General features: G+C 66.3%; 20 protein-coding genes and 1 pseudogene. 5 read left to right on the top strand and 16 right to left on the bottom strand.

Annotated features, from left to right (window positions below; all coding sequences use genetic code 11):
* Nucleotides 1-195 precede the first annotated feature (195 nt).
* The 3 genes from U4Y91_RS19405 to U4Y91_RS19415 form a co-directional block, all read right to left on the bottom strand.
* On the bottom strand, nt 196-792 hold the full coding sequence (locus U4Y91_RS19405; RefSeq protein WP_321806419.1) for a plasmid pRiA4b ORF-3 family protein: 597 nt from the start codon (nt 790-792) through the stop codon (nt 196-198).
* A 317-nt stretch (nt 793-1,109) separates the two neighbouring features.
* A complete protein-coding gene (locus tag U4Y91_RS19410; protein ID WP_321806420.1) occupies nt 1,110-2,450 on the bottom strand; it encodes an APC family permease in 1,341 nt (446 codons plus the stop codon).
* A 127-nt stretch (nt 2,451-2,577) separates the two neighbouring features.
* Entirely contained in the window at nt 2,578-3,423 is an 846-nt protein-coding gene (locus U4Y91_RS19415) for a carbon-nitrogen hydrolase family protein (protein WP_321806421.1), read from the bottom strand.
* A 177-nt stretch (nt 3,424-3,600) separates the two neighbouring features.
* On the opposite strand from U4Y91_RS19415, the gene U4Y91_RS19420 reads away from it, so the two are divergent.
* Nucleotides 3,601-4,419 carry a helix-turn-helix transcriptional regulator gene (locus tag U4Y91_RS19420; protein ID WP_321806422.1) on the top strand — a complete coding sequence of 273 codons (819 nt, stop codon included), beginning with the start codon at nt 3,601-3,603 and terminating at the stop codon, nt 4,417-4,419.
* Between the two features lie 270 nt (nt 4,420-4,689).
* Here U4Y91_RS19420 and U4Y91_RS19425 read toward each other — a convergent pair whose 3' ends face one another.
* The 4 genes from U4Y91_RS19425 to U4Y91_RS19440 form a co-directional block, all read right to left on the bottom strand.
* Nucleotides 4,690-6,174 (bottom strand): MFS transporter, encoded by a 1,485-nt coding sequence (locus U4Y91_RS19425; RefSeq protein WP_321806423.1) that lies wholly within the window; start codon nt 6,172-6,174, stop codon nt 4,690-4,692.
* 82 nt (nt 6,175-6,256) lie between these two features.
* Nucleotides 6,257-7,276 carry a cyclase family protein gene (locus U4Y91_RS19430; protein WP_321806424.1) on the bottom strand — a complete coding sequence of 340 codons (1,020 nt, stop codon included), beginning with the start codon at nt 7,274-7,276 and terminating at the stop codon, nt 6,257-6,259.
* Nucleotides 7,277-7,342: 66 nt separating this feature from the next.
* Nucleotides 7,343-8,623, bottom strand: coding sequence for a CoA transferase (locus U4Y91_RS19435; protein ID WP_321806425.1), 1,281 nt, complete (start codon nt 8,621-8,623; stop codon nt 7,343-7,345).
* Between the two features lie 73 nt (nt 8,624-8,696).
* Nucleotides 8,697-9,461, bottom strand: a complete 765-nt coding sequence (locus U4Y91_RS19440) for an IclR family transcriptional regulator (RefSeq protein WP_321806426.1) — start codon at nt 9,459-9,461, stop codon at nt 8,697-8,699.
* Nucleotides 9,462-9,694: 233 nt separating this feature from the next.
* Here U4Y91_RS19440 and U4Y91_RS19445 point away from each other — a divergent pair, with 233 nt between their 5' ends.
* The 3 genes from U4Y91_RS19445 to U4Y91_RS19455 all read left to right on the top strand — a co-directional run bounded on the left by U4Y91_RS19445 (nt 9,695) and on the right by U4Y91_RS19455 (nt 13,378).
* Nucleotides 9,695-10,597 carry a CoA ester lyase gene (locus tag U4Y91_RS19445; RefSeq protein WP_321806427.1) on the top strand — a complete coding sequence of 301 codons (903 nt, stop codon included), beginning with the start codon at nt 9,695-9,697 and terminating at the stop codon, nt 10,595-10,597.
* Nucleotides 10,598-10,789: 192 nt separating this feature from the next.
* Nucleotides 10,790-11,872, top strand: a complete 1,083-nt coding sequence (locus U4Y91_RS19450; protein ID WP_321806428.1) for a porin — start codon at nt 10,790-10,792, stop codon at nt 11,870-11,872.
* A gap of 45 nt (nt 11,873-11,917) precedes the next feature.
* Nucleotides 11,918-13,378 carry an MmgE/PrpD family protein gene (locus tag U4Y91_RS19455; RefSeq protein WP_321806429.1) on the top strand — a complete coding sequence of 487 codons (1,461 nt, stop codon included), beginning with the start codon at nt 11,918-11,920 and terminating at the stop codon, nt 13,376-13,378.
* On the opposite strand, the gene U4Y91_RS19460 is transcribed toward U4Y91_RS19455, so the two are convergent.
* The 6 genes from U4Y91_RS19460 to U4Y91_RS19485 all read right to left on the bottom strand — a co-directional run bounded on the left by U4Y91_RS19460 (nt 13,312) and on the right by U4Y91_RS19485 (nt 20,305).
* On the bottom strand, nt 13,312-13,587 hold the full coding sequence (locus U4Y91_RS19460; protein ID WP_321806430.1) for a hypothetical protein: 276 nt from the start codon (nt 13,585-13,587) through the stop codon (nt 13,312-13,314). The two genes, U4Y91_RS19455 and U4Y91_RS19460, sit on opposite strands and share 67 nt — an antisense overlap.
* 39 nt (nt 13,588-13,626) lie before the next feature.
* Nucleotides 13,627-14,208, bottom strand: coding sequence for an amino acid ABC transporter permease (locus U4Y91_RS19465; RefSeq protein ID WP_321806639.1), 582 nt, complete (start codon nt 14,206-14,208; stop codon nt 13,627-13,629).
* Nucleotides 14,209-14,446: 238 nt separating this feature from the next.
* Entirely contained in the window at nt 14,447-16,024 is a 1,578-nt protein-coding gene (locus U4Y91_RS19470; protein ID WP_321806640.1) for an altronate dehydratase family protein, read from the bottom strand.
* Nucleotides 16,021-17,622, bottom strand: a complete 1,602-nt coding sequence (locus tag U4Y91_RS19475) for an aldehyde dehydrogenase (NADP(+)) (protein ID WP_321806431.1) — start codon at nt 17,620-17,622, stop codon at nt 16,021-16,023. The genes U4Y91_RS19470 and U4Y91_RS19475 overlap by 4 nt, the downstream gene beginning before the upstream one ends.
* Before the next feature lie 36 nt (nt 17,623-17,658).
* Entirely contained in the window at nt 17,659-18,990 is a 1,332-nt protein-coding gene (locus tag U4Y91_RS19480) for an MFS transporter (RefSeq protein ID WP_321806432.1), read from the bottom strand.
* A gap of 109 nt (nt 18,991-19,099) precedes the next feature.
* A complete protein-coding gene (locus U4Y91_RS19485; protein WP_321806433.1) occupies nt 19,100-20,305 on the bottom strand; it encodes a fumarylacetoacetate hydrolase family protein in 1,206 nt (401 codons plus the stop codon).
* Between the two features lie 155 nt (nt 20,306-20,460).
* On the opposite strand from U4Y91_RS19485, the gene U4Y91_RS19490 reads away from it, so the two are divergent.
* Nucleotides 20,461-21,420 carry a LysR family transcriptional regulator gene (locus tag U4Y91_RS19490; RefSeq protein ID WP_321806434.1) on the top strand — a complete coding sequence of 320 codons (960 nt, stop codon included), beginning with the start codon at nt 20,461-20,463 and terminating at the stop codon, nt 21,418-21,420.
* A 43-nt stretch (nt 21,421-21,463) separates the two neighbouring features.
* On the opposite strand, the pseudogene U4Y91_RS19495 reads toward U4Y91_RS19490, so the two are convergent.
* The 3 genes and pseudogenes from U4Y91_RS19495 to U4Y91_RS19505 form a co-directional block, all read right to left on the bottom strand.
* Nucleotides 21,464-21,700: pseudogene (locus U4Y91_RS19495) on the bottom strand (amidohydrolase family protein); the annotation flags it as partial.
* Nucleotides 21,634-21,888, bottom strand: a complete 255-nt coding sequence (locus tag U4Y91_RS19500) for a hypothetical protein (protein ID WP_321806652.1) — start codon at nt 21,886-21,888, stop codon at nt 21,634-21,636. The gene U4Y91_RS19500 and the pseudogene U4Y91_RS19495, both read right to left, overlap by 67 nt.
* A gap of 122 nt (nt 21,889-22,010) precedes the next feature.
* A complete protein-coding gene (locus tag U4Y91_RS19505; protein WP_321806435.1) occupies nt 22,011-22,715 on the bottom strand; it encodes a GntR family transcriptional regulator in 705 nt (234 codons plus the stop codon).
* Between the last annotated feature and the right edge of the window lie 24 nt (nt 22,716-22,739).

The following is a 22,739-nucleotide window of genomic DNA, read 5'->3' on the forward strand; positions in this document are numbered from 1 at the left end:
CATTTCTATTTAGCTGGCGCCACGACATCTTGAAATGGCTACGACATTGATTGCATTTGGAGGTGTTGCGTCCCGCGCCGAACATCAGCCGCTTCAGCGCAACACTAAGGTTCTATCGGCATACTGCGGTCTCGTTAGAGTCATGAAGTCCAGCAGCTCGTCTTCATGCCGTCCAGAGTCTTGACGCAGTTTGAGTTACCGATTGCCCCAACGGTTGGAAGCCATGCGCAACAGCGCTGCATTGGCAGCGCGCAAATCGAACAATTCCGCGTCGAAGCCGGACCCGATCCAGTTTCGGTAACGCTCTGCCTTTTCACTGTCCGGATCGTTGGATAGCGTATTCAGGAACGCCTCATAGCCGGATGGACCGCCAACGTCCTCCGGCGGACAAGCACGGGCGCCGCCAATGACTTGGGCTTCTCCCCAAGGTTGGCCCTCGATCGTTTCCATCTTCTCGACGACGACGCTGTGATTCCAGCCGTCCCCGAAGTCGTATCGGTAAACGAAGTGCGAACCTGGCTTCAGGACCGCCTGCAGACGAACCTTTCGGTCATCTGCAGTCGTGCCCGTGTCAGCAAAGTCCACCACGTCATCGATCTCGAACATGGCGTAGGTCATGCCATCGATCAGGAAGTCGTGGAGATGCGTGTCTTCCCATCCGAAAGCTGCTTGCAGAATGTGATGCAGCTTGCGCAGCGATTCAGTTCCTTCGACTTCGATCTGACGCCAGATGGGCGGATCGATGTGCTGAAGCGCCACTTTGAGCGTGAAGCGCGGGAACGATTTCGGCATTCGATCTCCTCAGAACGCGAACCTGCACTATTATTGCCTCGCAATGGTCACCTGAAGCAAGCACTGTGGGATCGCCGACGCTGGAAGGGACGCGAAGCATCCGCGCATATCGAGGGCGTGTCAGCCGTGATCGTTGGCCACACACCGACCTATAAAGTTGCCCAACGGGGCAGCAACGGTTTCCACTATATAAAATGCCCGAAATTTAGTTCCACGCTCTCTGGCACCGGCATTCATTCCGACGCCAGGAAGCCATTTCGCACGTCGACGACGGGCACCGGTCGATAGCAACCTCACTGCAGCCCCCCTCACCTCGATCAAATCGCCACTTCCGGCGGTGCCTGACGAAACAGTCGCGTAATCCAGCCCAGATATACCAGCCCGAGCGCGAACCACGCGATGCCGAGGACCAGTGCCGCCTTCTCGAGACTCACGAGCAGCCAGATATCGGACACCGCGCCGATCACCGGGAACACGAGCCCGCCGAACACCCCGATCCGGCGCTCGCCGTGATGACCCGACAGATACAGGCGAATCACGCACAGATTGACGGCCGTAAAGGCAAGGAACGCGCCGAAGTTGATGAACGACGTCGACGTGGCGACGTCCAGCTTCAGCGCGATCAGGCCGACCACGCCCGCCAGCGCGATGTTGATCGCCGGTGTCTTGAAACGCGGATGAATGAAACCGAAGACGCGTTTCGGCAGGATTTCGTCGCGCCCCATCGCATAGAGGAGTCGGCCGACGCTCGCTTGCGCGGAGATACCCGACGCGAATTGAGCGAGGATCAGACCCGCGAGGAATACGGTGACGAACACATCGCCACCGATCATCTTCGCGACCTCAAACGCGGCCGAATCCGTGTCCTTGAATTCGACGCCCGGGTGCGCGAGCTGCATCGTGTATGCTGCGATCACGAAGATCGCACCGCCGATCAGCGCAATCAGCAGGATCGCGCGCGGCATGTTCTTTTTCGGCTCGATCGTTTCCTCGGTCAGCGTCGACACCGCGTCGAAGCCGAGGTACGAATACGCAGCGATCGCGGCGCCCGCCATCGTCGCGCCGAACGGCACGTGCGGCTTGAAGAACGGCTCCGCCATCGCGATGCCGCCCGGGCCGGCCGCGGCCGACGCGTAGTGCCAGCACAGCGCAACGAACATCACGACGATCGCGAGCTGCACGATCATCAGCACGATATTGAAGCGTGCAGCCAGTTCGATGCCGACTATGTTCAGGCCGCTCGTCAACACGATGAACGCGACGATCCAGATCCAGGTCGGCACATGCGGAAACGCGGCGTTCAGATATGCAGCGCCGATCAACCAGATCACCATCGGCAGGAAGAAATAGTCGAGCAGCGTCGCCCAGCCGATCATGAAGCCCAGGTGCGGGTTGAACGTCTTGCGCGTGTACGTATAGGCTGAGCCTGCAGTCGGATAGAGCCGTGCGAGCTTGCCGTAGCTGAGCGCGGTGAACGCGATGGCAATCAGCGCAAGCAGATAGGCGAGCGCGGCCGTGTCGTCGCTGGCCTTGGCGAGCACGCCGTAGGTACCGTAGACGATCAGCGGCGCCATATAGGCGAGGCCGAACAGCAACACGGACGGCAGGCCGAGCGTGCGCTTCAGGCTTGGCGATTCATGGGATGACGACGCTTGCATGTTATCTCCTGGACCTTCGGGGCCGATGCGAATGCCTGTGTGCCTTCGGCCGACATTTCGATTGAACGGGCACGCCCGAGCGACGCATGACGCCCGCGCGATGCCGTGAATGGACTGCGAAACCGGATTATTCGCCGCGCTGACAACGCGCTTCGATCATGAATGCGCGATGTCCGTCCGACTGTTCGAGCGGCGCGAGATCAAGCGCCACGCGCGTGTCGTGCAGGTAGTTGTAGTGTTCGCGGCTCGCTTCGAGACGCGTCAGGTCGAGGTTCGCCTGCACGACCGCCTCGTCCCTGCCCAGTTCCAGCGCGGTTTCGCCGAACGGATCGACGAGCGCGGAAAGGCCCGCGAACGTCAGATTGTCGTCGCCGGCCCCGCAGCGGTTCACCATCACCGCGAACATCTGGTTTTCCATCGCGCGTGCCGCGATCGCGCGGCGATGCACCGGGCCGAACGGGTCCATGTTGCCGTTCGTGACAATCAGCAGATCGGCATCGAGCGCGCCGACGGCTCGCGCCGTTTCGGGGAATTCGATGTCGTAGCAGATCAGCAGACCGACCGTCAGGCCGTTCCAGATGCACGTCGCGAAGCGGTCACCCGGCGTGAAGACACCGACATCCGACGCCCACAGATGCGTCTTGCGATAGCGCAGCACGATGTCGCCCTGCTCGTCGACAAGTACCGTGGTGTTGTAAAACCGTTGGCCGTCGCGCTCCGCGAGGCCCACGGCGACAGCGACGCCCTTTTGTCGTGCCGCGTCGCGTACCGCGGATAATCCGGGGCCATCGAGCGTCTGTGCGACTTCGGCGACATTGTCCCGGGTCGGAAAGCCCGACAACGTCGTCTCGGGGAACACGATCAATTTCGTGCCGCCTGCCACGTCGACGCGCCCGATCGTGTCGATCACCTTGCGCGTGTTGTGCGCGACGTCGCCGTCGATCAGCGAGAGTTGCGCGAGTTCTACCTGCATGAAACCGTCTCCTTCCAATAGCCTTTCATCTGCGCGTCGTCTGCCCTGCCCTTCTGATACGACGCGCGGTCGAGCGAAACAGGCCGTGTACCCCTGCCTGTCGAAGCGAGGCCGATTATCGGGTTATTATTTTTGACCTGAAATTCCCCGCCAGGGTTACCCACACTGGAGCACACGATGGACTTCGAATGGCGAGATCTCGCTTTTCATCGGGAGATTGGCTCGGCCATCGACGCCCTCGATGGCCCGCATTTCTGGGCACGCCTCACGCGTGTGCTCGAGCGGCATCTCGAGTTCGACAACTGGGTCGCGCTGCGTTTCGCACGTGCTGCGCCGCCTCTCGTGCTTGCCGAGCAGGCGATGCCCGACGGCAAGATCGACCTGATGTTTCAGGACTATCTGGCCGCCCTCTATCAACTCGATCCGTTCTATCTCGCCGCGTTCGAAACGCAGGCGTCGGGCTTCTACACGCTCGCCGACGTCGCGCCGGACAATTTCCGGATGACCGAGTACTACCAGCGGTACTTCAAGAAAAACATCGTCGGCGACGAAGTGCATTTCAACGTCGTGATCGATCGCGATCACACGCTGGGCTTTTCGCTCGGCAAGACGAGCAAGTACGACGATCGCGAGATTGCGTTGCTCACGCTGTACACGCCCTGGGTCCTGTCGTTGATGCAGCAGCGCTTGCGCTTCGAGACGTTCGCGATAAAGGATGCGCCACGCGTGACCGAAGGCGAAGCGCCCGACCCGCAGGCGCGCTTCGGGATGCTGACCGGAAAGAGCGGGCGCGGCACGTTGACCACACGCGAAATCGAAGTCGCGATGCTGTCATTGAGCGGATTTTCGTCACGCGCGATCGGGGAGAAGCTGTCAATTTCGTTCGAGACCGTGCGTGCGCACAAGAAGCACATTTACGCGAAGCTGGGTGTCGGATCGCAATCCGAATTGTTCGCGATGTTCTACGATCGGGGCAGATCCGGCGAATCGGCGTGATTCGCGTCTCGGTGTCTCGGCACGGATACCGGCAGGCGCACTGCCGCTTCAGGTTTCGCCGGTGAGCACGGAATCACGTGCATCCAGATTGCGCTGCAGATTCGTGACGGACGCGACTTCCGGCTCCCGGGATAAAGGGCATTGGCTTTCGATGCGTTTCTAAACCGGGCAATCCTGTCACGATGCGGCAACGCTCGATCGACTACGCGACGGTGTCTGCCGTCTTGAAACCGTTCGAATCCACGCCTTACCCCGTTGCTGCCGGCGCCGTTACACCGCCCCGTCCCCGGCTCCTTTACGCCGCCCATCGACACGCCGAGTCGGCAATGCGGCGAGCCCGCGCACCGCCGCGTTCTCGGCGCCATCGTCGCTGCGGCTGGTGATCTCGTCCAGCGCCCGGTTATTGGTGTACGGCCCGAACACACCGATCGACACCATCACGATCAGCATACTGCCGCCGATCAGCACGAACACTGCGGACACCCCGGCGCGCTCGAGCAGCAGCGCGACGATGAAGCTGCTCGCGATTCCGGTCAGGCGGCCGATCGAATGCACGAAGCCGAGCGCGCGCCCGCGGATCTCGGTCGGAAACACTTCCGACTGGTACGCGGTGCCGTTACTCGCGAGCACCGTGTTGGACAACGTGACGAGCAGGCCGAACGCGATCACGAACGGCGCCTGCGCCGACATCGCGAACGCGGTGCCGAACAGCGCGACGCCGAACGCCGACGCGACGATCAGCCACTTCCGCTCGATCCGGTCGGCGAGCACGCCGGCAACGAACGGCGACACCGGATACGCGAACGCGATCACGAACGCATACCAGAGGCTCTTCGTGACGGTCGCGCCCTGCGCGGCGAGCAGCGTCGGCAGCCACTGGCTGAAGCCGAAGAAGCCGATGCTCAGGAATGCGTTGAATACGATCAGCATCGCCGTGCGGCCGCGATGCCGCGCATCCCACATCGACGGCGCGCGCCGCGCGGCCGGCGTTGCGACGGCCGGCATCCGGACCGCCGGCAGCGGCCGGCCGGATTCCCGCTCGACCGCCTGCTCGAGCCGCTGCAGCACGGCTTCGGCGTCGGCCTCGCGGCCGGTGCTGGCAAGCCAGCGCGGCGACTCCGGCAGCCGCGACTGCAGCCACCAGACGACGACCGCGCCGCTGCCGCCGAGCAGCACGACCCAGCGCCACCCGGACATCCCGAGCGGATCGCGCGGCACCCATAGCCACGACACCAGCGCGAGCACCGGCATCGCGAGATAGCCGATCGCGAAGCACAGCGCGAACGCACGCCCGCGCACGGCTTTCGGCACCAGCTCGGTCAGGAACGCGCCGATCGTGATCAGCTCCGCACCGATGCCGCAACCCGCGACGAAGCGGCACACGAGAATGCCGAGCGCATGCGTCTGCACGCACATCGCAAGGCTTGCCGCCGTGTAGAGCAGCAGCGCACCGGTGAACAGCGTGCGCCGTCCGATGCGGTCCGCGAGGCGCGACACGAACATCTCGCCGACAAACAGCCCGGCGAACGTCGCCGCACCGAGTGCGCCTTGGTCCGACATGCCGAGCACGCCGTGCGAGCCCGCGTGAAAGATGCCGTCGCGGATCAGCCCGGGCGGCAGGTAGGTCATCTGGAACAGGTCGTAGACCTCGAAAAAACCGCCGACGCTCAGGAACAGCACGAGCGTCCAGATACTGGCCGTCGCGGGCAGGCGGTCGATGCGCGCGGCGATCGACGCCGCATGGGAATGGGACATGGCGACTCCTCGGTGATCCGCCCGCGCGGTCTGCGCGAAGCGGCGGACAGGGCGCCGGCGCGGGTGCGCGCGGTGCCGGCGTTCATACGGTGGCGACCGGATTGACGGGCGACCCGACGAGCCCGCGCAGGTGCAGCGGCGGCGCGGTCAGCAGGAAGCGGTTGCGCCGGTGCGCGCGCAGCCAGTCGGCGAGCGGCGTCAGATGCCACAGCTCGCCCAGATGAATGCCGAGCTTGAACAGGCACAGCTCGTGCAGCGGCATCAGCGCGCCGGGCCGCTCGCGCGCCGACGCATGGCGCGGACGCTCCTCGACCGCGTGGTTGTCCGCCGCGAGCGCGGCGAGCCCCGATGCGTCGATCCATTCGAGCAGGCGCGGATCGTTGCCGTCGAGCACGCAGCACACGTCCGGCGCGCCGGGCTCGCCGCGCGCGTCGGCGTCGAGCAGGCGATCGGCGAAGCCCGTATGCACGCATACGATGTCGCCGCGCTCGACGACCACGTCGTCCGCGCGCAGTACCGACATCCATTCCGCGTAGCCGATCTTGCGCCGCTCGTCGCCGAAGTGGCGGCGCAGGTCGACCATCACGCCGCGCCCCTGCATGCCGGTTTGCGCCATCACCTCGATGCCGAGCGCACGCGCACCGCCGCGCGGCGCACCCGCTTCGGGCACCTGGATGTGCTCGTCCATCCGGTAGCCGTTGTAGAACACGCGGGCGCGCTCGCCGTCGCCCGCCGGATCGAACAGCGAGCCGACGTGCGACAGCGCATCCCATTGCGTCGAGAACTGCGAGTGCATGCAGAACGCATCGTCGCAAACCACATCGGTTGCGTTGGCAACCTGTTCGTCTGCCCGATAGCCGAAGTACGGCTTGTCGCCGAGCAGCGCCGGCATGATCGCCGGCGGCCGTCGCCGCGCGTTCAGCCCGCCGCCGCGCGGCACGTCGAGCGGCAGGCTCAGCGAGAACACGCGGCCTTCGCGCACCTCCGCGACGCCGCGCAGCACCGCGTCGGCCGTCAGCCAGTTCAAGCGCCCTTTCTGATCGTCGGGGCCGAAATCCCCCCAGTTCGAGCCGGGCGGCCGATGGGTCCAGCGTGGCTTCATGGTGTCTCCTCCATGCAATGTCCAGGGTGCGGCGGCCGTCGTTTGCGGCCGCCTCGCACGGCGCGCCTAGCGCGCGCGGATCACGCCCAGCCCGGCGAGCCGCTCGTATTCGCGTTCGCCGAGCAGCGGCAGCAGGATCTCGCGATTGTTCTCGCCGAGCGCGGGCGCGGGCCGGCGGAACGCACCGGGCGTGGCCGACAGGCGCGGCGTGATGTTGTGCATCGGCAGGCTGCCGACGTCGTCGTCCGGCAACTCGACGAGCGCCTCGCGCTCGATCACGTAGTGATCCTGAACGATCTGCGCGATGTCCTGGATCGGCCCGACCGTCACGCCTGCTTCTTCGAAGAATGCGAGATTGGCGTCGAGATCGCGCACGGCGATGAATTCGCCGACGATCGCATCGAGCGCCTCCGCGTGATGCACGCGCTGCACGTTGGTCGCGTAGCGCGGATCGTCGATCAGGTCCGCTCGGCCGATCGCGCGGAACAGCCGCTCGGCCATCGCCTGCGTCGAGCTCGACAGGCACAGCCACTTGCCGTCGCGCGTGCGATACGCGTTGCGCGGTGCGGTGTTCGACGAGCGGCTGCCGGTGCGCGCCTTGATCTCGCCGGTCATCACGTAGTTCGCGGCGGCCGGCCCGAGGATCGACAGCAGCGGCTCGAACAGCGACACGTCGATCACCTGCCCCGCCGCGCCGTGTGCGTCGCGCGCATGCAGTGCGACCAGCACGGCGATCGCGCCGGACAGCCCGGCCGTCATGTCGCCGAGGAACATCGGCGGCAATACCGGCTCGCGATCGGCGAAGCCGTTGATCGCCGCGAATCCCGCATACCCTTCCGCGAGCGTGCCGAAGCCCGGCTTGTGGCGGTACGGCCCCGTCTGCCCCCAGCCGGAGATCCGCGCGATCACCAACTCGGGACGGATCGCGAGCAGGTCGTCCGGGCCGAGCCCCATCTTCTCGGCGACGCCGGGCTTGAAGCTCTCGACGAACACGTCCGCGTCGCGCACCAGCCGGCGGACGATGTCGATCCCCTCGGGCGCGCGCAGATCGACGCACACGCTGCGCTTGTTGCGTCCGTACACCTTCCAGTTCGTGCTGATCCCGCCCGCGCCGACCGCGCGCAGCGTATCGCCGCGCTCGCTCTCGACCTTCACGACGTCCGCGCCGAAATCGGCGAGCTGCACGCTCAGCATGTTGCCCGCCATCAGGCGCGACAGATCGACGACGCGCACGCCCGCGAGCGGCCCCTGCGCGCCGGCGTCGAACGGTTTCGGATGGATCGGGCCGGTGGACGCGCGACGGCGCGCGCCGGCCGCGTGAGCGGCCTGCGGGTCGGGAACGAGCATGCTTGTCTCCTGATTGGTGGGTGTGTCGTTCGATGCGGACTTCGACGTGCGCGCGCTCGGCCGCGCGCCGGCGCTACTCGAGCAGCGCGCCGAGCTGGTCGGCTGCGCGAAACGCCGCGCCCGCGGCGGGCAGATCGCCGCCCAGCGCACGCGTCAGCTCGGCGGCGGCCGCCTGCACGCGCGGCAGGTAGTCGGCCTGCACCTTCTTGTTGAAGCGATAGCGCGGCACGCCGAGCGAGATCGCGCCGCTCAGCACGCGACCGACGCCGAATGCCGGGCACGCGATCGCCGCGCTTTCCGGGTCGCGCTCGGCGATCGACACCGCGTAGCCCTGCTCGGCCGTCTTCTCGTAGTCGCCACCGCGCGTGCCGCTGAACGCGAGCAGCACGCGCCCGGCCGCGCCGACGTCGAGCGGAAAGCGGTCGCCCTCGCGCAGATTCGTGCGCACCGAGCGCTGCGCCTGGATGCGGAACAGGCATACACGCTGATCCCCTTCGCGCACGTAGAACGCGGCCGTCTCGCCGGTTTCCGCCGACAGCGTCGACAGGATCGGCATCACGTACTCGCGCAGCTGAAACGACTCGCGATACATCATCCCGAGCTGGAACACGGCGGGCCCCAGCACGTAGCGCCCATCCGGCAGGCGCTTGATGAAGCGAAACTGCTCGAGCGACTCGAACATCCGCAACAGCGTGCTCATGTTGAGCCCCGTTTCCTCGCTGACCTGCGCGAGCATCAGCCCGCCGGGCGCGTTGCCGAACGCCAGCAGCGCGGTCAGCGCGCGGTTGACCGCGGCCACGCCGCCCTCTGCGGGATTGCTTGTCTCCACCTTGTTCATATCCACCTCGTGCGATGCCGGAAGAGTCGTGCCGCAGCGCGGCGACCGGCATCTAAAAAATGAAAGTGACTTTCATTATACGCAGATCTTCGACGACATCAACATGAATCAACACAGATTCGCTCGTTCATCTTCCCTGCAATCCCCTTGAAAACTAGGCGTTAACGATAATCTTGACGAACGCCATCATCCACCACAAAAATGAAAGCGACTTTCATTTTTAGAGATCAACGATGGATTTCTCGTCTCAACCGGTCTGGCGCTCGCTGCTGTACGTCCCCGCCCACGTCCCCCGTTTCGTCGCTTCGGCCGCCGCGAGCGACGCCGATGCGCTGATCCTCGATCTCGAGGACAGCGTCCCGCCGGCATGCAAGGAGGCCGCCCGCGACGGGCTGGCCGATGCCGTGCCGGCGCTGCGCGCGCCGGGCCGCGACGTGCTGGTGCGCGCCAACGGCCCGCTCGACCTGCTGGTGCCCGACCTGCGCGCGGCCGTCCGGGCCGGCGTGGACGGCGTCGTGCTGCCGAAGGTGCGCGGCGGCTCGCACGTCGAGGCGATCGACGAACTGCTGGCCGCGCTCGAAGAGGAAAGCGGCGCGCCGCCGGGCCGCACGCGGATCGTCGCGATCGTCGAAACGCCGCGCGCGTTCCAGGCGATGGACCGGATCGCGCAGGCATCGCCGCGCGTCGTCGCGATGATGCTGGGCGGCGGCGACTTCGCGCTGAACTGCGAAAGCGCCGCGAGCGCCGACGTGCTGCGCGTGCCGAAGCAACTGCTGATCATCGCCGCGCGCGCCGCCGGCGTCCTGCCGCTCGGCCTCATCGGCGGCCTCGACGAGCTGCGCGATCTCGACGCGTTCGAGCGCCTCGCGCGCGCGTCCGCGGAGCTCGGCTATGCGGGCGCGACCTGCATCCATCCGCTGCAGGTCGGCGCGCTCAACCGCGCGTTCCGCCCCGACGACGACGCGGTGCGCGACGCGAACGCGGTGCTGGCCGCCTACGACGATGCGCGCGCGAACGGGCGCGGCGCGCTGCGCGTCGACGGCAGGATGGTCGACGCGCCCGGCGTCGCGCGCGCGAAGCGCGTGCTCGCGCGTCACGCGGCCGTGCAGGCGCGTGCCGACGGCGCGCCCCGGTGATGCGCGCGCCGCCCTGCGTCGCCGTGCTTCACCCCAGCACATGCGCACGTCGCGCGGTGCGCGCGTGCGTCCCGCCGCGACGCAGCCGGTTCGCCGCCCGGCCCGGATAGCGTCGCCCGCAGCACCGCCGCGCCGCTCGACCCGCGCGGCGCCGCAATCAAACAAACAACAAACCCTCGAAGGAGACAAGCCATGGGCAAGCGAATGTCCGCATTGTGCGGACTGGGCCTCATATCGGCCGGCGCCTGCGCGCAGAGCGCGATCACGCTGTATGGCGTGGCCGACATCTATACGGAATTCCTCACCCACCAGGCCGCGCCCGGCGACAAGTCGTCGGCATCGCTCGTGCGGATGGCGTCGGGCGGCAAGAGCGGCTCGCGCTGGGGCCTGAAGGGCGTCGAGGATCTCGGCGGCGGCTGGCAGGCCGCATTCCGGCTCGAAAGCGGCATCAACCTGAACAACGGTACCGGCACCGGCGCGGGCGGCTTCGACCGCTCCGCGTGGATCGGGCTGCAGCACGAGCGCTGGGGCACGCTGCGGCTCGGCCACCAGTATTCGACGCTGTTCGACGTCATGGAGCGCTATTCGCCGACGGGCGCGTACTCGACGCTGTACGAGCCGGCCGGCGCGATCGTCGGCGTCAACTTCCGCGAGAACAACGTCGCCAAGTACCTGGCGAAGATCGGCTCGCTGACGCTCGAAACGCACTATTCGTTCGGCGGCATGCCCGGTGCGTTCCAGTCGAATGCCGCCTACGGCGCCGGCTTCGATTATGCCGGCGCCGCATTCTCGTTCGCCGCCGCATTCGACAACGTCAACACGCCGCAGCCTGGCGGCTTCGCGCATTTCCGCCGCTACGCCGCCGCCGCGATCGTGTCCGTCGACCGCGCGCAGCTGCTGGCCGGCGTCACGCACGGACAGAGCGGCGTCGCCACGCGGTCGGTCGTGACGAACTACACGTTCTGGTGGGCCGGCGTGCGCTACATGATCACCCCTTACCTGCAGGCGATCGGCGCGTTCTATTACGAGGACATCCGTGCGCAGAATCCGCCGGACGCGCAGGCGAGCGCACCGCACCCGGCCAACCCGCAGCAAGTCACGCTGCAACTGAACTACTTCCTGTCGAAATCCGTCACGCTGTACCTGGCGGGCGGCTACGCGCGCCGCGCCGCGCTCGATTTCGACAACTACAACTACAACTTCCTCCACTACACGCTGGCCGCCGACCGCGCCGGCAGCGCGGGCGTGGCACTCGGCCTGCGCAAGCTGTTCTGAGCCCGCCTCTCCCGCCCTTTCAGGAACCTTCGGAGTCTTCAAACCATGAACCGCCGCCACTTCCTTTCCACGCTGACCGGCGCCGCGCTCGCGCTACCACTCGGCCGTGCCCGCGCCGGCTCGCTGCCGGCGGCCGCCGGCCGTCCCGATCTGGCGCAACAGCTCGCCGACTACGCGGCCGGGCTGCAGTATCGCGACCTCGACGCCGCGACGATCGAGACGATCAAGGCGCATCTGATCGACGCGCTCGGCTGCGCGATCGCCGCGCACGACGAACGCCCGGTGCAGATCGCGCGCGACGCGGCGCTCGCGTCGCCGGGCGGCGTGTCGACGATCGTCGGCACGAACCGACGCACGAGCCCCGATCTCGCCGCGTTCGCGACCGGCACCGCGCTGCGCTACTACGATTTCAACGACGCGTACGCCGGCAAGGAAACCGGCCATCCGAGCGACAACATGTCCGCGTGCCTCGCCGTCGCCGAAGCGCAGCATGCGAGCGGCCGCGACCTGATCCTGTCGATCGCGATCGCGTACGAGATCGCGTGCCGGCTGATGGACGCCGCCGCGATCAGCCCGCGCGGCTGGGACCACACGTGCTACAGCCTGCCCGCCGTCGCGCTCGCCGCCGGCAAGCTGATGCGCATGCCTGCGCCGCAACTGGTGCAGGCGGTAAACCTGTCGATCAACAGCCATCTCGCGCTGAACCAGACGCGCGTCCAGCAGCTGTCGAACTGGAAGGCGCTCGCGGATGCGGACGCGGCGCGCAACGCGGTGTTCTCGACGCAGCTCGCGCGCGCCGGGCTGACCGGCCCCGCGCCGATCTTCGAAGGCATGGCGGGATTCTTTCCGCAGGTGTCCGGGCCGTTCGCCGTCGATACGCGCGAATTCGGCGGGCGCGGCGGCGCGTTCCGGATCGGCAAGTGCTTCGTGAAGTTCTATCCCGCGCAAGGACTCACGCAAACCGCGATTCCGGCCGCGCTCGACGTCGCTGCGCAGGTCGGCGACCTGCGCCGCATCCGACGCATCGAGATCCACACCACCGAGGTAGGCTACGTGACGGCCGGCCGCGACCGCGAAAAATGGGCGCCGTCGACCCACGAAACCGCCGATCACAGCCTGCCGTACATCGTCGCGCGTGCGATGCTCGACGGTGACATCACGACCGAGAGCTACCGGCACGACGCGCTGCACGATCCGGCGCTGCGCGCGCTGATCGAGCGGGTCACGGTGCACGAGGACCCGGCGCTGACCGCCCGCTATCCGGCGCAGGCGCCGAACCGGGTGACGGCCGTGTGCGAAGACGGCACGACCTGCACGAAGCAGGTGGACGACCTGCCCGGCTCGCCGACGCGGCCGATGCGGCGCGACGACTACGAGGCGAAGTTCACGAAGAACTGCCGGCGGCACTGGAGCCCGACGCAGATCCGCGCGGCGCTCGATTACCTGTGGCGGCTCGACGAGCAGCCCGACGTCGCGACGCTGCCGCCGCTGCTTCTCGTCGGCTGAGCCGCGTGCCCCGTCCAAGCCTCCGCCACGACGCCATGCCGCTCGAGCACTTCCGCGACCTCGACGACGCGGCCGCGCAGCCACGTGTGCGCGTCGCTGCCGTCGTAGCGGCGGTGCCGGTACAGCGACCACGCGACGGGCTCCCTGGTGGCACGGGGATCGCCAGTCAAAACGAAATCGCCCTCGCTTTCATCGGCGAGGTCGGTCATCCGTGTTCAACCGGCGACTACGAGCCGCCACGAACAGCATCAGGCGAGCCGGCGCGCGACGCGGCGCTCGACTGCGGTGCCGGCCCAGGTCGACATTTCGACCAGGAGCAGATAACAGACGGACAGCGCAAGCAATGTCTCGACGAAGGAAAAGCTCGCGGAGCCGATCCCGGTCAGCACGAACGTCAGCTCGGGAACCGTGACGATCGACAACACCGCGGTCTCTTTGCTCAGCACGATCGTCAGATTGGTCAGCGCCGGCAGGATCAGTACCATCATCTCCGGCAATTGCACACGAAAGGTCGTTTGCCACCATGTCATGCCGAGGCACGAAGCCGCTTCGACATGGCCGCGCGGCACCGCCTCGAAGCCGGAGCGGAACGCCTCGGTGAAATAGGCACCCGCATAGAGTGCGAGACCCACCACGCCCGCCGTCAACGGATCGAACGTCAGGCCGAACGACGGGCCGCCGTAGTACAGCAGAAACAGTTGCACGAGAAACGGCGTGCCGCGGAACAGCTCGATATAAACGCGAATCGCCGCGCGTACATAGCGGCCGCACGCCTGCTGGGCAAGCGCGCAGCCAAAGCCGATCGCTGTTTGACAAGCCGACTTCCGCACTGGATCCGGAACTCGTCGGTGAAGTGCTGCAGGTGATGAAGCAGCTCGCACGCGACCGCTCTTTCGCCCGCTTGGGCATGCATGAAGCGGTTGCGAACCACTTCAGCCTCGCCGTTTCCGACGACGGCCGCCGCTTCCTGATGAACCCCAAATGGATGCACTTCTCGCAAGGTGTATTAGCCGGGCATGACCGTGTCCACAGGAAGCGGACACGCCCCGATCCCGATACGACCGACGCCTACATGGTCGCGCCGAGCTGCCACGGTACGAATTCGTTATGTCCGTACCCATGCACCTCGCTTTTCGACGTCTGTCCCGATGCCGTCGCCAGCATCAGGCGGAAGATCGCTTCGCCCACTTCATCGACCGACTGCGTGCCATCGATGATCGTGCCGCAGTTCAGATCGATGTCTTCATGCTGGCGTCGCCACAACGCGCTGTTCGTACTCAGCTTCAGCGACGGCGACGGTGCGCATCCGTACGCCGAGCCGCGACCGGTCGTGAAGCAGATCAGGTTCGCGCCCCCCGCCACTTGCCCCGTCGCCGATACGGGATCGTAGCCCGGTGTATCCATGAAAACCAGCCCGTGCGCATCGATCCGCTCCGCATAGCGATACACGTCGACCAGATTGGCCGTGCCACCCTTCGCGACGGCGCCCAACGACTTCTCCAGAATCGTCGTCAGGCCACCCGCCTTGTTGCCTGCGGACGGGTTGTTGTCCATGCTGGCGCCCATGCGCGCGCAGTAGTCTTCCCACCAGCGAATCCGCTCGATCAGTTTTTCTCCGACGGCGGTCGATACGGCGCGGCGCGTCAACAGGTGCTCTGCGCCGTAGATTTCCGGCGTCTCCGACAGGATCGCGGTCCCGCCGTGCGCGACGAGCCTGTCAACCGCCGCGCCGAGTCCCGGGTTCGCGCTGATGCCGGAATAGCCGTCCGAGCCGCCACATTGGAGCCCTACGACGAGATGGCTCGCATCGACCGGTTCGCGCCGCACCTGGTTCGCCTTCGCCAGCATCGCCTTCACCTGCGCGATGCCGGCCGCCACCGTGCGCGCCGTGCCACCGGCCGACTGGATCGTCATCGTCTTGAACGTCGCGCCTTCTCGCAAGCCGTGCGCGTCCAGCAGCCCGTCGATCTGGTTGGTTTCGCATCCGAGCCCGACCAGAAGCACCGCCGCAAAGTTCGGATGGCGCGCATATCCAGCGAGCGTGCGCCTCAGCAGCGCCAGCCCCTCGCCTTGCGCGTCCATTGCGCAGCCTTGCCCGTGCGTCAGCGCAACGACACCATCCACGTTCGGATAATCGGCCAACGCTCGTGGATTCACATCGCGGCGAAAATGGTCCGCAATCGCGCGCGCCGCCGTCGCCGAACAATTGACCGAGGTCAGGATGCCGATATAGTTGCGCGTTGCAACTCGACCGTCCTCGCGCACGATGCCCATGAACTCGGCCCGGTACCGTGTTGTCGCCGTCGGCTTGACATCTGCGCCGAACGCGTGGTCGCGCGAAAATTCGCCGACCGCCAGGTTTTGCGTATGGACGTGCTCTCCGGCTGCGATATCGCGTGTCGCAAATCCGATAACTTGTCCGTAGCGCCGGATTACCGCGCCGGCGGGCACGCCGCGCACGGCCACCTTGTGTCCGGCCGGCACGAGGCCACGCACGCTGACTCCTGGCGCGACTGGCATGCCGGCGACGAGTTGCCGGCGCGCGATGACGACGTCGTCGTCGGGATGCAGAAGGATCGCCGGCTCTTCCGGCAAGGTGCCGGCATCGGCCTCAAGGTGCGTTTCGTTTGGTGCGACGGCGCTCATTTCGCGATCTCCATCGGTTGCGTGGCAAGCGTTCGGGCCGGCGTTGCCACGCCGTCGATCAGGCGCGGCAGTTGCCATGGATTCGCATTTCGCAGCGCAGGCGGCAACGCGGCGTCGGGGTAGTTCTGGTAGCACACCGGACGCAGGAAGCGCTCGATCGCCGCACTGCCCACGGACGTGCCGCGCACATCGGTCGTCGCTGGATAGGGCCCGCCGTGGACGATCGCATCACTGACCTCGACACCGGTCGGGAAGCCATTGAACAACAGCCGGCCCACCCTGGCCTCCAGTCGCGCAACCAACTCGCCGTGGCGAACCAGTTCATCGGCAGCCGCCAGCACGGTGGCAGTCAACTGACCGCGCATCGCATCCGCGAACGCAATGAAATCGCGCTCGTCGTCCAGCTCGACGACGACAGTCGACGGACCGAACACCTCCTCTTGCAGCGTCTGGCCATCGAGCAGCACGCTCGGGTTCGCCTTGAACAAGTGCCCGCCGACGCGATTGCCATCCTGCATGTCGACGAGCGGCTCGACCCCGGACGTTGCGCGCAACGCCTCGATACCGCGCTGAAAGTTCCGCCGGATTCCGTCGCCCAGCATCGGCTGCGGCGTGGCCTGGCCAAGCGCGTCGCGCAGTTGCCCGACGAACGCCGTGAAAGCCGGAGACCGCATGCCCAGCACGAGACCAGGGTTCGTGCACAGCTGGCCGCAGCCGACCATGACGGAAGCCGCCAGATCGCGCGCGAGTCCCGCGGCTTGATAGCCGAGCGCGGAAGACATGACGAACACGGGATTCACGCTGGACATCTCGGCGAAGACCGGGATCGGTTCGGGTCGCGCCTGCGCGAGATCGAACAACGCGCGCCCCGCCGCAAGCGAGCCCGTAAAACCGACGGCCTTGATCGGCGCCGCCTGCACGAGCGCCGCGCCGGCTGCGGCCGTGCCATGGATCATGTTGAAGACGCCGGCCGGCAGCCCCGCGCGCGCGACGGCACGCACGATCGCATCGGCGACGTATTCCGACGTCACCATGTGGCCGGGATGCGCCTTGACGACAACCGGGCATCCGGCCGCCAGCGCCGACGCGGTATCGCCGCCCGCGACCGAGAAGGCGATCGGGAAATTGCTCGCGCCGAACACCGCGACCGGGCCGACGCCGACGCGATATTGGCGCAGGTCGGCACGCGCCAGCGGCTTGCGATCCGGTTGTGCGCGGTCGATGCGCACATCGAGAAAATCGCCGCGGCGCACGGTAGCCGCAAAGAGACGCATCTGGTTGCTGGTGCGCTTGCGCTCGCCTTCGAGACGCGCAGCCGGCAAAGCCGTTTCGCGGCTTGCTTCCGCGATAAAGACGTCGCTCAGTGCATCGATCTCGTCCGCGATCGCTTCCAGCAACGCGGCGCGCGCCGTGGGCGACGTCGAGCGAAATACCGGGAACGCGCGTTCCGCCGCGTATGCGGCGTCCGACACTTCGTCGGGCGTCGCCTCGCAATAGCTCACTGCATGACGCTCGCCGGTGATCGCGTCCACACTGAATAGCGGTAGGCCCGTGCCGCGGCGTTGGCCGTCGATGTAGTGAAGTCCAAGGAGACTCATGAGTTGGATCCGAAGTACAGGAATGGAATTTTGGCGTCACGCCGCCTCGGACGAGCCGAGCGTCGTCACTTGCCGTCGGCGCGCCTGTGCGCCGACGCTCACCAGGAGCAGCACACCGATCCCGCCGGCGATCGCCAGCGCGAGCATGCCCGCCTGCCGACTGTGAAAGCCCGTCTCGACCGCCGTCTTGAGTGTCGGCGCGATAAAGCCGCCGAGGTTGCCGAGCGCACCGATCAGCGCAATGCCGCTGGCGGCCGCGGTGCCGCTCAGGTAGGCGGTCGGCAGCGTCCAGAACAGCGGCTGGACGACGACGAAACCGATCGTCGCGAAGCAAAACGCGAGCAGCACCGGCGCGAGCGCGTGCCCGAGCGTCGACAGCGCGATGCCGGAGGCCGCCATCGCCAGCATGGCGATCGCGAACTGGCGATGCTGGCCTCGCGCGTCAGCCATGCCGGTGATCGGACGCAACGCGAGCAGCGCGCACAGCCACGGGATCGCGGTCAGCAAGCCGACCTTCGCGCCGACCGCCGTTCCGGTCAGTTCCGAAATCCGCGTCGGCAGGTAGAAGATCACGCCGTACACGCTGATCTGAATCGCGAAGTAGATCGAGACGAAGCGCAGCACCTGCCAGTTGCCGAGCGCCCCGAGCGCCGTACGCGGGCCATGCGCTACCTTGTGATCATCTTCGGCGGCAATGGCGGCCGCGAGCGCAGCCTTCTCGTCGGCATCGAGCCACTCCGCGTCGCGCGGCTTGCTCACCAGATAGAAATACGCGATCACGCCGACGACCGTTGCCGCGAGCCCTTCGATGATGAACATCCATTGCCAGTTGCGCAGCCCGAGCTGGCCGCCCATCACGTCGAGCAGCAGGCCGGACAGCGGGCTGCCGAGCACGAGCGCGACCGGCAGTCCGAAGTAGTACACGCCGAGCGCCTTGCCGCGCTGGCTCGACGGGAACCAGTAGGTCGAAAAGAGGATCACGCCCGGAGAAAATCCCGCCTCGGCGACGCCGAGGACGAATCGCAGCACGTAGAACGAGGTCTCGTCATGCGCAAACATCATCGCGGCCGACGCGAGCCCCCAGGTCACCATGATGCGGCTGAGCCAGACCTTTGCCCCGACGCGGTGCAGGATCAGGTTGCTCGGGATCTCGAACACCGCATAACCGATGAAGAAGATGCCCGCGCCCAGCGCATAGGCCGCATTGCCGATATTCGAATCGACCATCAATGCCTGCTTGACGAAGCCGACGTTCGAACGGTCGAGCATCGACAGCGCGAACATCAGCGCGAGGAACGGAACCAGGCGCAAGCGGGCCTTGCGCACGGCGCTGGCCAGGGGATCGCGGTGTACGGCTTGAGTTTGCATGGTGTGTCTCCGGTGCCGAGCCGTCGGATGAGCGGCTCGCGTCTTGTGTCTTGTGTCGGTCGCGCCCGGCCTTCTCGTCCGCGTGCCGGGTCGCAAAAGGGGGAACGGCTTAGCGCGACGCGCCGAGCAGCCGGCGCGTGGCGAGGTTGGCCATCAATGCGCGCACGCCGAACGTCCACGGCGCAATGCGATCGCTCGTTCCGACGCGATTGACCAGTGCGCCCAGCTGGCGGCTGGAGATCGTCACGACGTCGCCCGGCTTGTGGGTAAAGCCGCCGCCAGCCGTATCACGATCCTCGACCGGGGCGAACAGCGTGCCGAGGAACAGCATCGCGCCATCCGGGTATTGATGCGTCGCGCCGATCGCCTGCGCGACGAGATCCAGCGGGTCACGGGTGATCTGATCCATCGAGCTGGTGCCGTGCAGCACGAAGCCGTCCTGCCCTTCGACGCGCAGTTCCACCGTTGCGCGCCTCACGTCATCGATCGAAAAATGTTCGTCGAACAGCCGCACGAACGGACCGATTGCACACGAACCGTTGTTGTCCTTGGCTTTCCCCAGCAACAGCGCGCTTCGGCCTTCGAAGTCGCGCAGGTTGACGTCGTTGCCGAGCGTCGCGCCGCGCACACGGCCGCGGCTGTCGATCGCCAGGACGATCTCGGGTTCGGGGTTATTCCACGCGGAGCCCGGATGCACGCCGATCTCGGTGCCCGAGCCCAGTGACGACAGCACCGGCGCTTTCGTGAAGATTTCGGCGTCTGGACCGATGCCCACTTCCAGATATTGAGACCACATGCCGCGCGCGATCAGCAGGCGCTTCAATTCCTGCGCTTCGTCGGAGCCGGCCCGCAGCGTCGCCAGGCTCTCGCCGATCAGCGCCTGGATCTGCTCGCGCAGGTGTGCGGCGCCTTGCGGATCGCCCTTCGTCCGTTCTTCGATGACCCGCTCGATCAGGCTTCCGGCGAAGGTGACACCGGCTGCCTTGATCACCTGCAGATCGCAGGGAGCGAGCATGTGCGCAGTGTCGGCGCGGCCGGTGTCGGCCGGTGCGTTGGCGAGCAGGCTGTCGAGGGTGCCAACCCAGCGTCCCGGCGTATCCCGTACCACGGCGACCGGATCGTCCAGCTCGAGCAGGTCGCTCATCGTCGGGGCAGCGTCTGAAATGTCGAATACGCCGTCCGTGCGCACGATCACGACCGCCGGCCCGGCGGGCGCCGAGGCGGTGGCCGGCAGCCACGCCCGCCCCACCAGCGTGCCGGCGGTGCCGTCTTCGGGAAGCGTGTTCCGGGCATTCAGTGCAAGCGGCAAAGTCATCGTCGTCTCCAGTGTCGTAGTCGTCTCGCGCCCGCCTGACTCGCGACGGGCGATCGAGACATAGCCGCCACTCTAAGGAGAATTTCGATAACAATCTAATCGCTTATTCAGTAGAATTCATTCCAATCAGTTATTGCTTCGATCGGGTTTACCTGATGCGCCCCACGACCGCCGCGCCCTCCTCCGCCGTCCTGACACGCCTGCGCTTCCGTCACCTCCAGTTGCTCGACGTGCTCGGGCGCACACGCAATCTTCGCGTCGCCGCCGAACACATGCACATCACGCAGCCAGCGGCGACCAAAATCCTAGGGGACGTCGAGGACATGCTGAACGCGCCGCTGTTTACCCGGCTGCCGCGCGACATGCGTCCGACCGAACTGGGCCTGTTCGTGATTCGCTACGCGAGCAACGCCATCGCGGATCTCGGCAAATTCGTCAGTGAGCTCGACACGCTGCGAGCGGGCGGACACGGTCATCTGACGGTCGGTGCAATTTCCGCGTCCGCCGCGCAACTCGTGACTGCCGGCATTCGCGACGTCCTGCGCGAGCGTCCGCGCCTCGTGATCAAGCTGATCGAACAGAGCAGCGACCAGCTGGCCGTCTGGCTCGAGGAGAAAAAGATCGACATCATGGTCGGTCGCCTGACCGAGCCGCGCCATCAGGCGATCTTCGACTTCGAGGAACTGGCACCCGAGCCGGTATGGGTGGTCTGCGGACGACACCATCCGCTGCGGGCGTGCGCGCAGCCCGAGTTGGCCGACCTCGCGGCGTGGCCGTGGATCCTCTACCCGCCCGCCACCGCCATCCGGCGACTGTTCGAGGAAACGATCGCCGCCGCAGGCATCCGGTCGCTCGCGGGGATGATCGAAACGTCGTCGATTTTCTCGACGCTGCAACTGCTTCAGTCGACAGACACCCTGTCGTTGCAGCCACGCGCCGCGGTCGAGAAATATGTCGACGATGGCCTGCTCGGTCAGATCCCGGTGCCGATTCGCCGGTCAATGAGCCGCTACGGCATCGTCACGCGCAAAGGCGAGCAACCGTCGGAGCCGATGCTTGCCTTCGCCAATGCGCTTCGCAATGCGGTCAATCAGGTCGCGGACCATGACCAATAGAGATGGGACTGCATGCGCGCGGTTTCATTTCTGAAGGACCGGATCAGATGCGATAAATCCGCTCGGCATTGCGAACAAGCAGCGCGTGCCTTTCCGGGTCGCTCGCTCCTGCGACGATTTCCGAATACGCTCGCCACAGCGCTGGATACCCGGCATGCAGCCGGTCGATCGGAAAATTCGACGCGAACATGCATCGCGCGGCGCCGAACGCGTCTATTCCCTCGAGCACATATGGGCGGAAGCTCTCGACCGTCCACCGGTGATCGAACATTGCAAGCCCGCACCGGCGATCCCGCCGCGGTTGTGGTTCGCGACCACGTCGACACCGTGCGCGGCGAGCAGCGCGTGCAGCTCGCGCTCGACGACGGGCGAGTTGTCGACCGCAACGACGGCCGGGCTGTGCGCGGGCAAGCCCAGCAGATGGTCGATCTGCGCCGCGGACGGCTTGTACAGCGTGCCATGTTTCATGACGGCACCTCGCAACGAAAGCGTGGCGATGCGCCGCACCGGGTTGCGTGCGGCCCGTCCTCCGTTGCCTTGCGTCTCGTCGGTGCGGCCTCGCGATGCGCGTGTGCGTCGCGGACCGCTCGTTATTTCGCGTACAGCTTGACAACGCTCGCTTCCACGACCCGCGTGATTTCCTCCATCCGCCAGCGGATGTGCGTGTCGGTCAACGCAACGCACCGTTCGGTGTCGCGCGCGGCGAGCGCGTCCAGGATCTCCAGGTGCTCGGTGAAGGCCTCGTCGCGCCGTTGATCGACGTCGACCCATCGCACGTAGTGAATCCGCGCGTTGATGCCCTGCAGTACGCGCCCGATCTCCGCATTGCCCGACAGCGCGGCAAGCTCCAGGTGAAACAGTTCGTCCTTCAGGACGAGCTCCGACGACGGCATCCGCGATGCGCTCTTCATCACCTGCCGCCAGAAGCGGCGCAGTGTCTTGATGTCGTTGTCGGACGCCCGCTCGCACGCGAGCATCACCGCGGTCGACTCGATCGAACGCCTCAGCTCAAAGAGATCGAACACGTCTTTCCCTGCCAGTTGGCGGATGAAGAATCCGCGATTCGGCACGAAGACCAGCAGGTTCTCCGCGACGAGACGGTTCAGCGCTTCCCGGATCGGCGTGCGGCTGACGTCGAACCGTTCCGCCAGTTCAAGCTCGTTGACCCGCTCGCCCGGCCGGATCTTGTACAGCACGGCCATCTGCTTCAACTGCTCGTAAATCTCGTTGACCGTAAGGCCCGCGCGCCTGGGCGCCAGCGCCTCGCGGCCGCCAAGCACGGAATTCGCTGCCATCTCGCCTCCTCCTTCGTCTGTCGG

Source organism: Burkholderia sp. BCC1993, from assembly GCF_905339865.1.
In the GTDB taxonomy this organism is placed as follows: Bacteria; Pseudomonadota; Gammaproteobacteria; order Burkholderiales; family Burkholderiaceae; genus Burkholderia.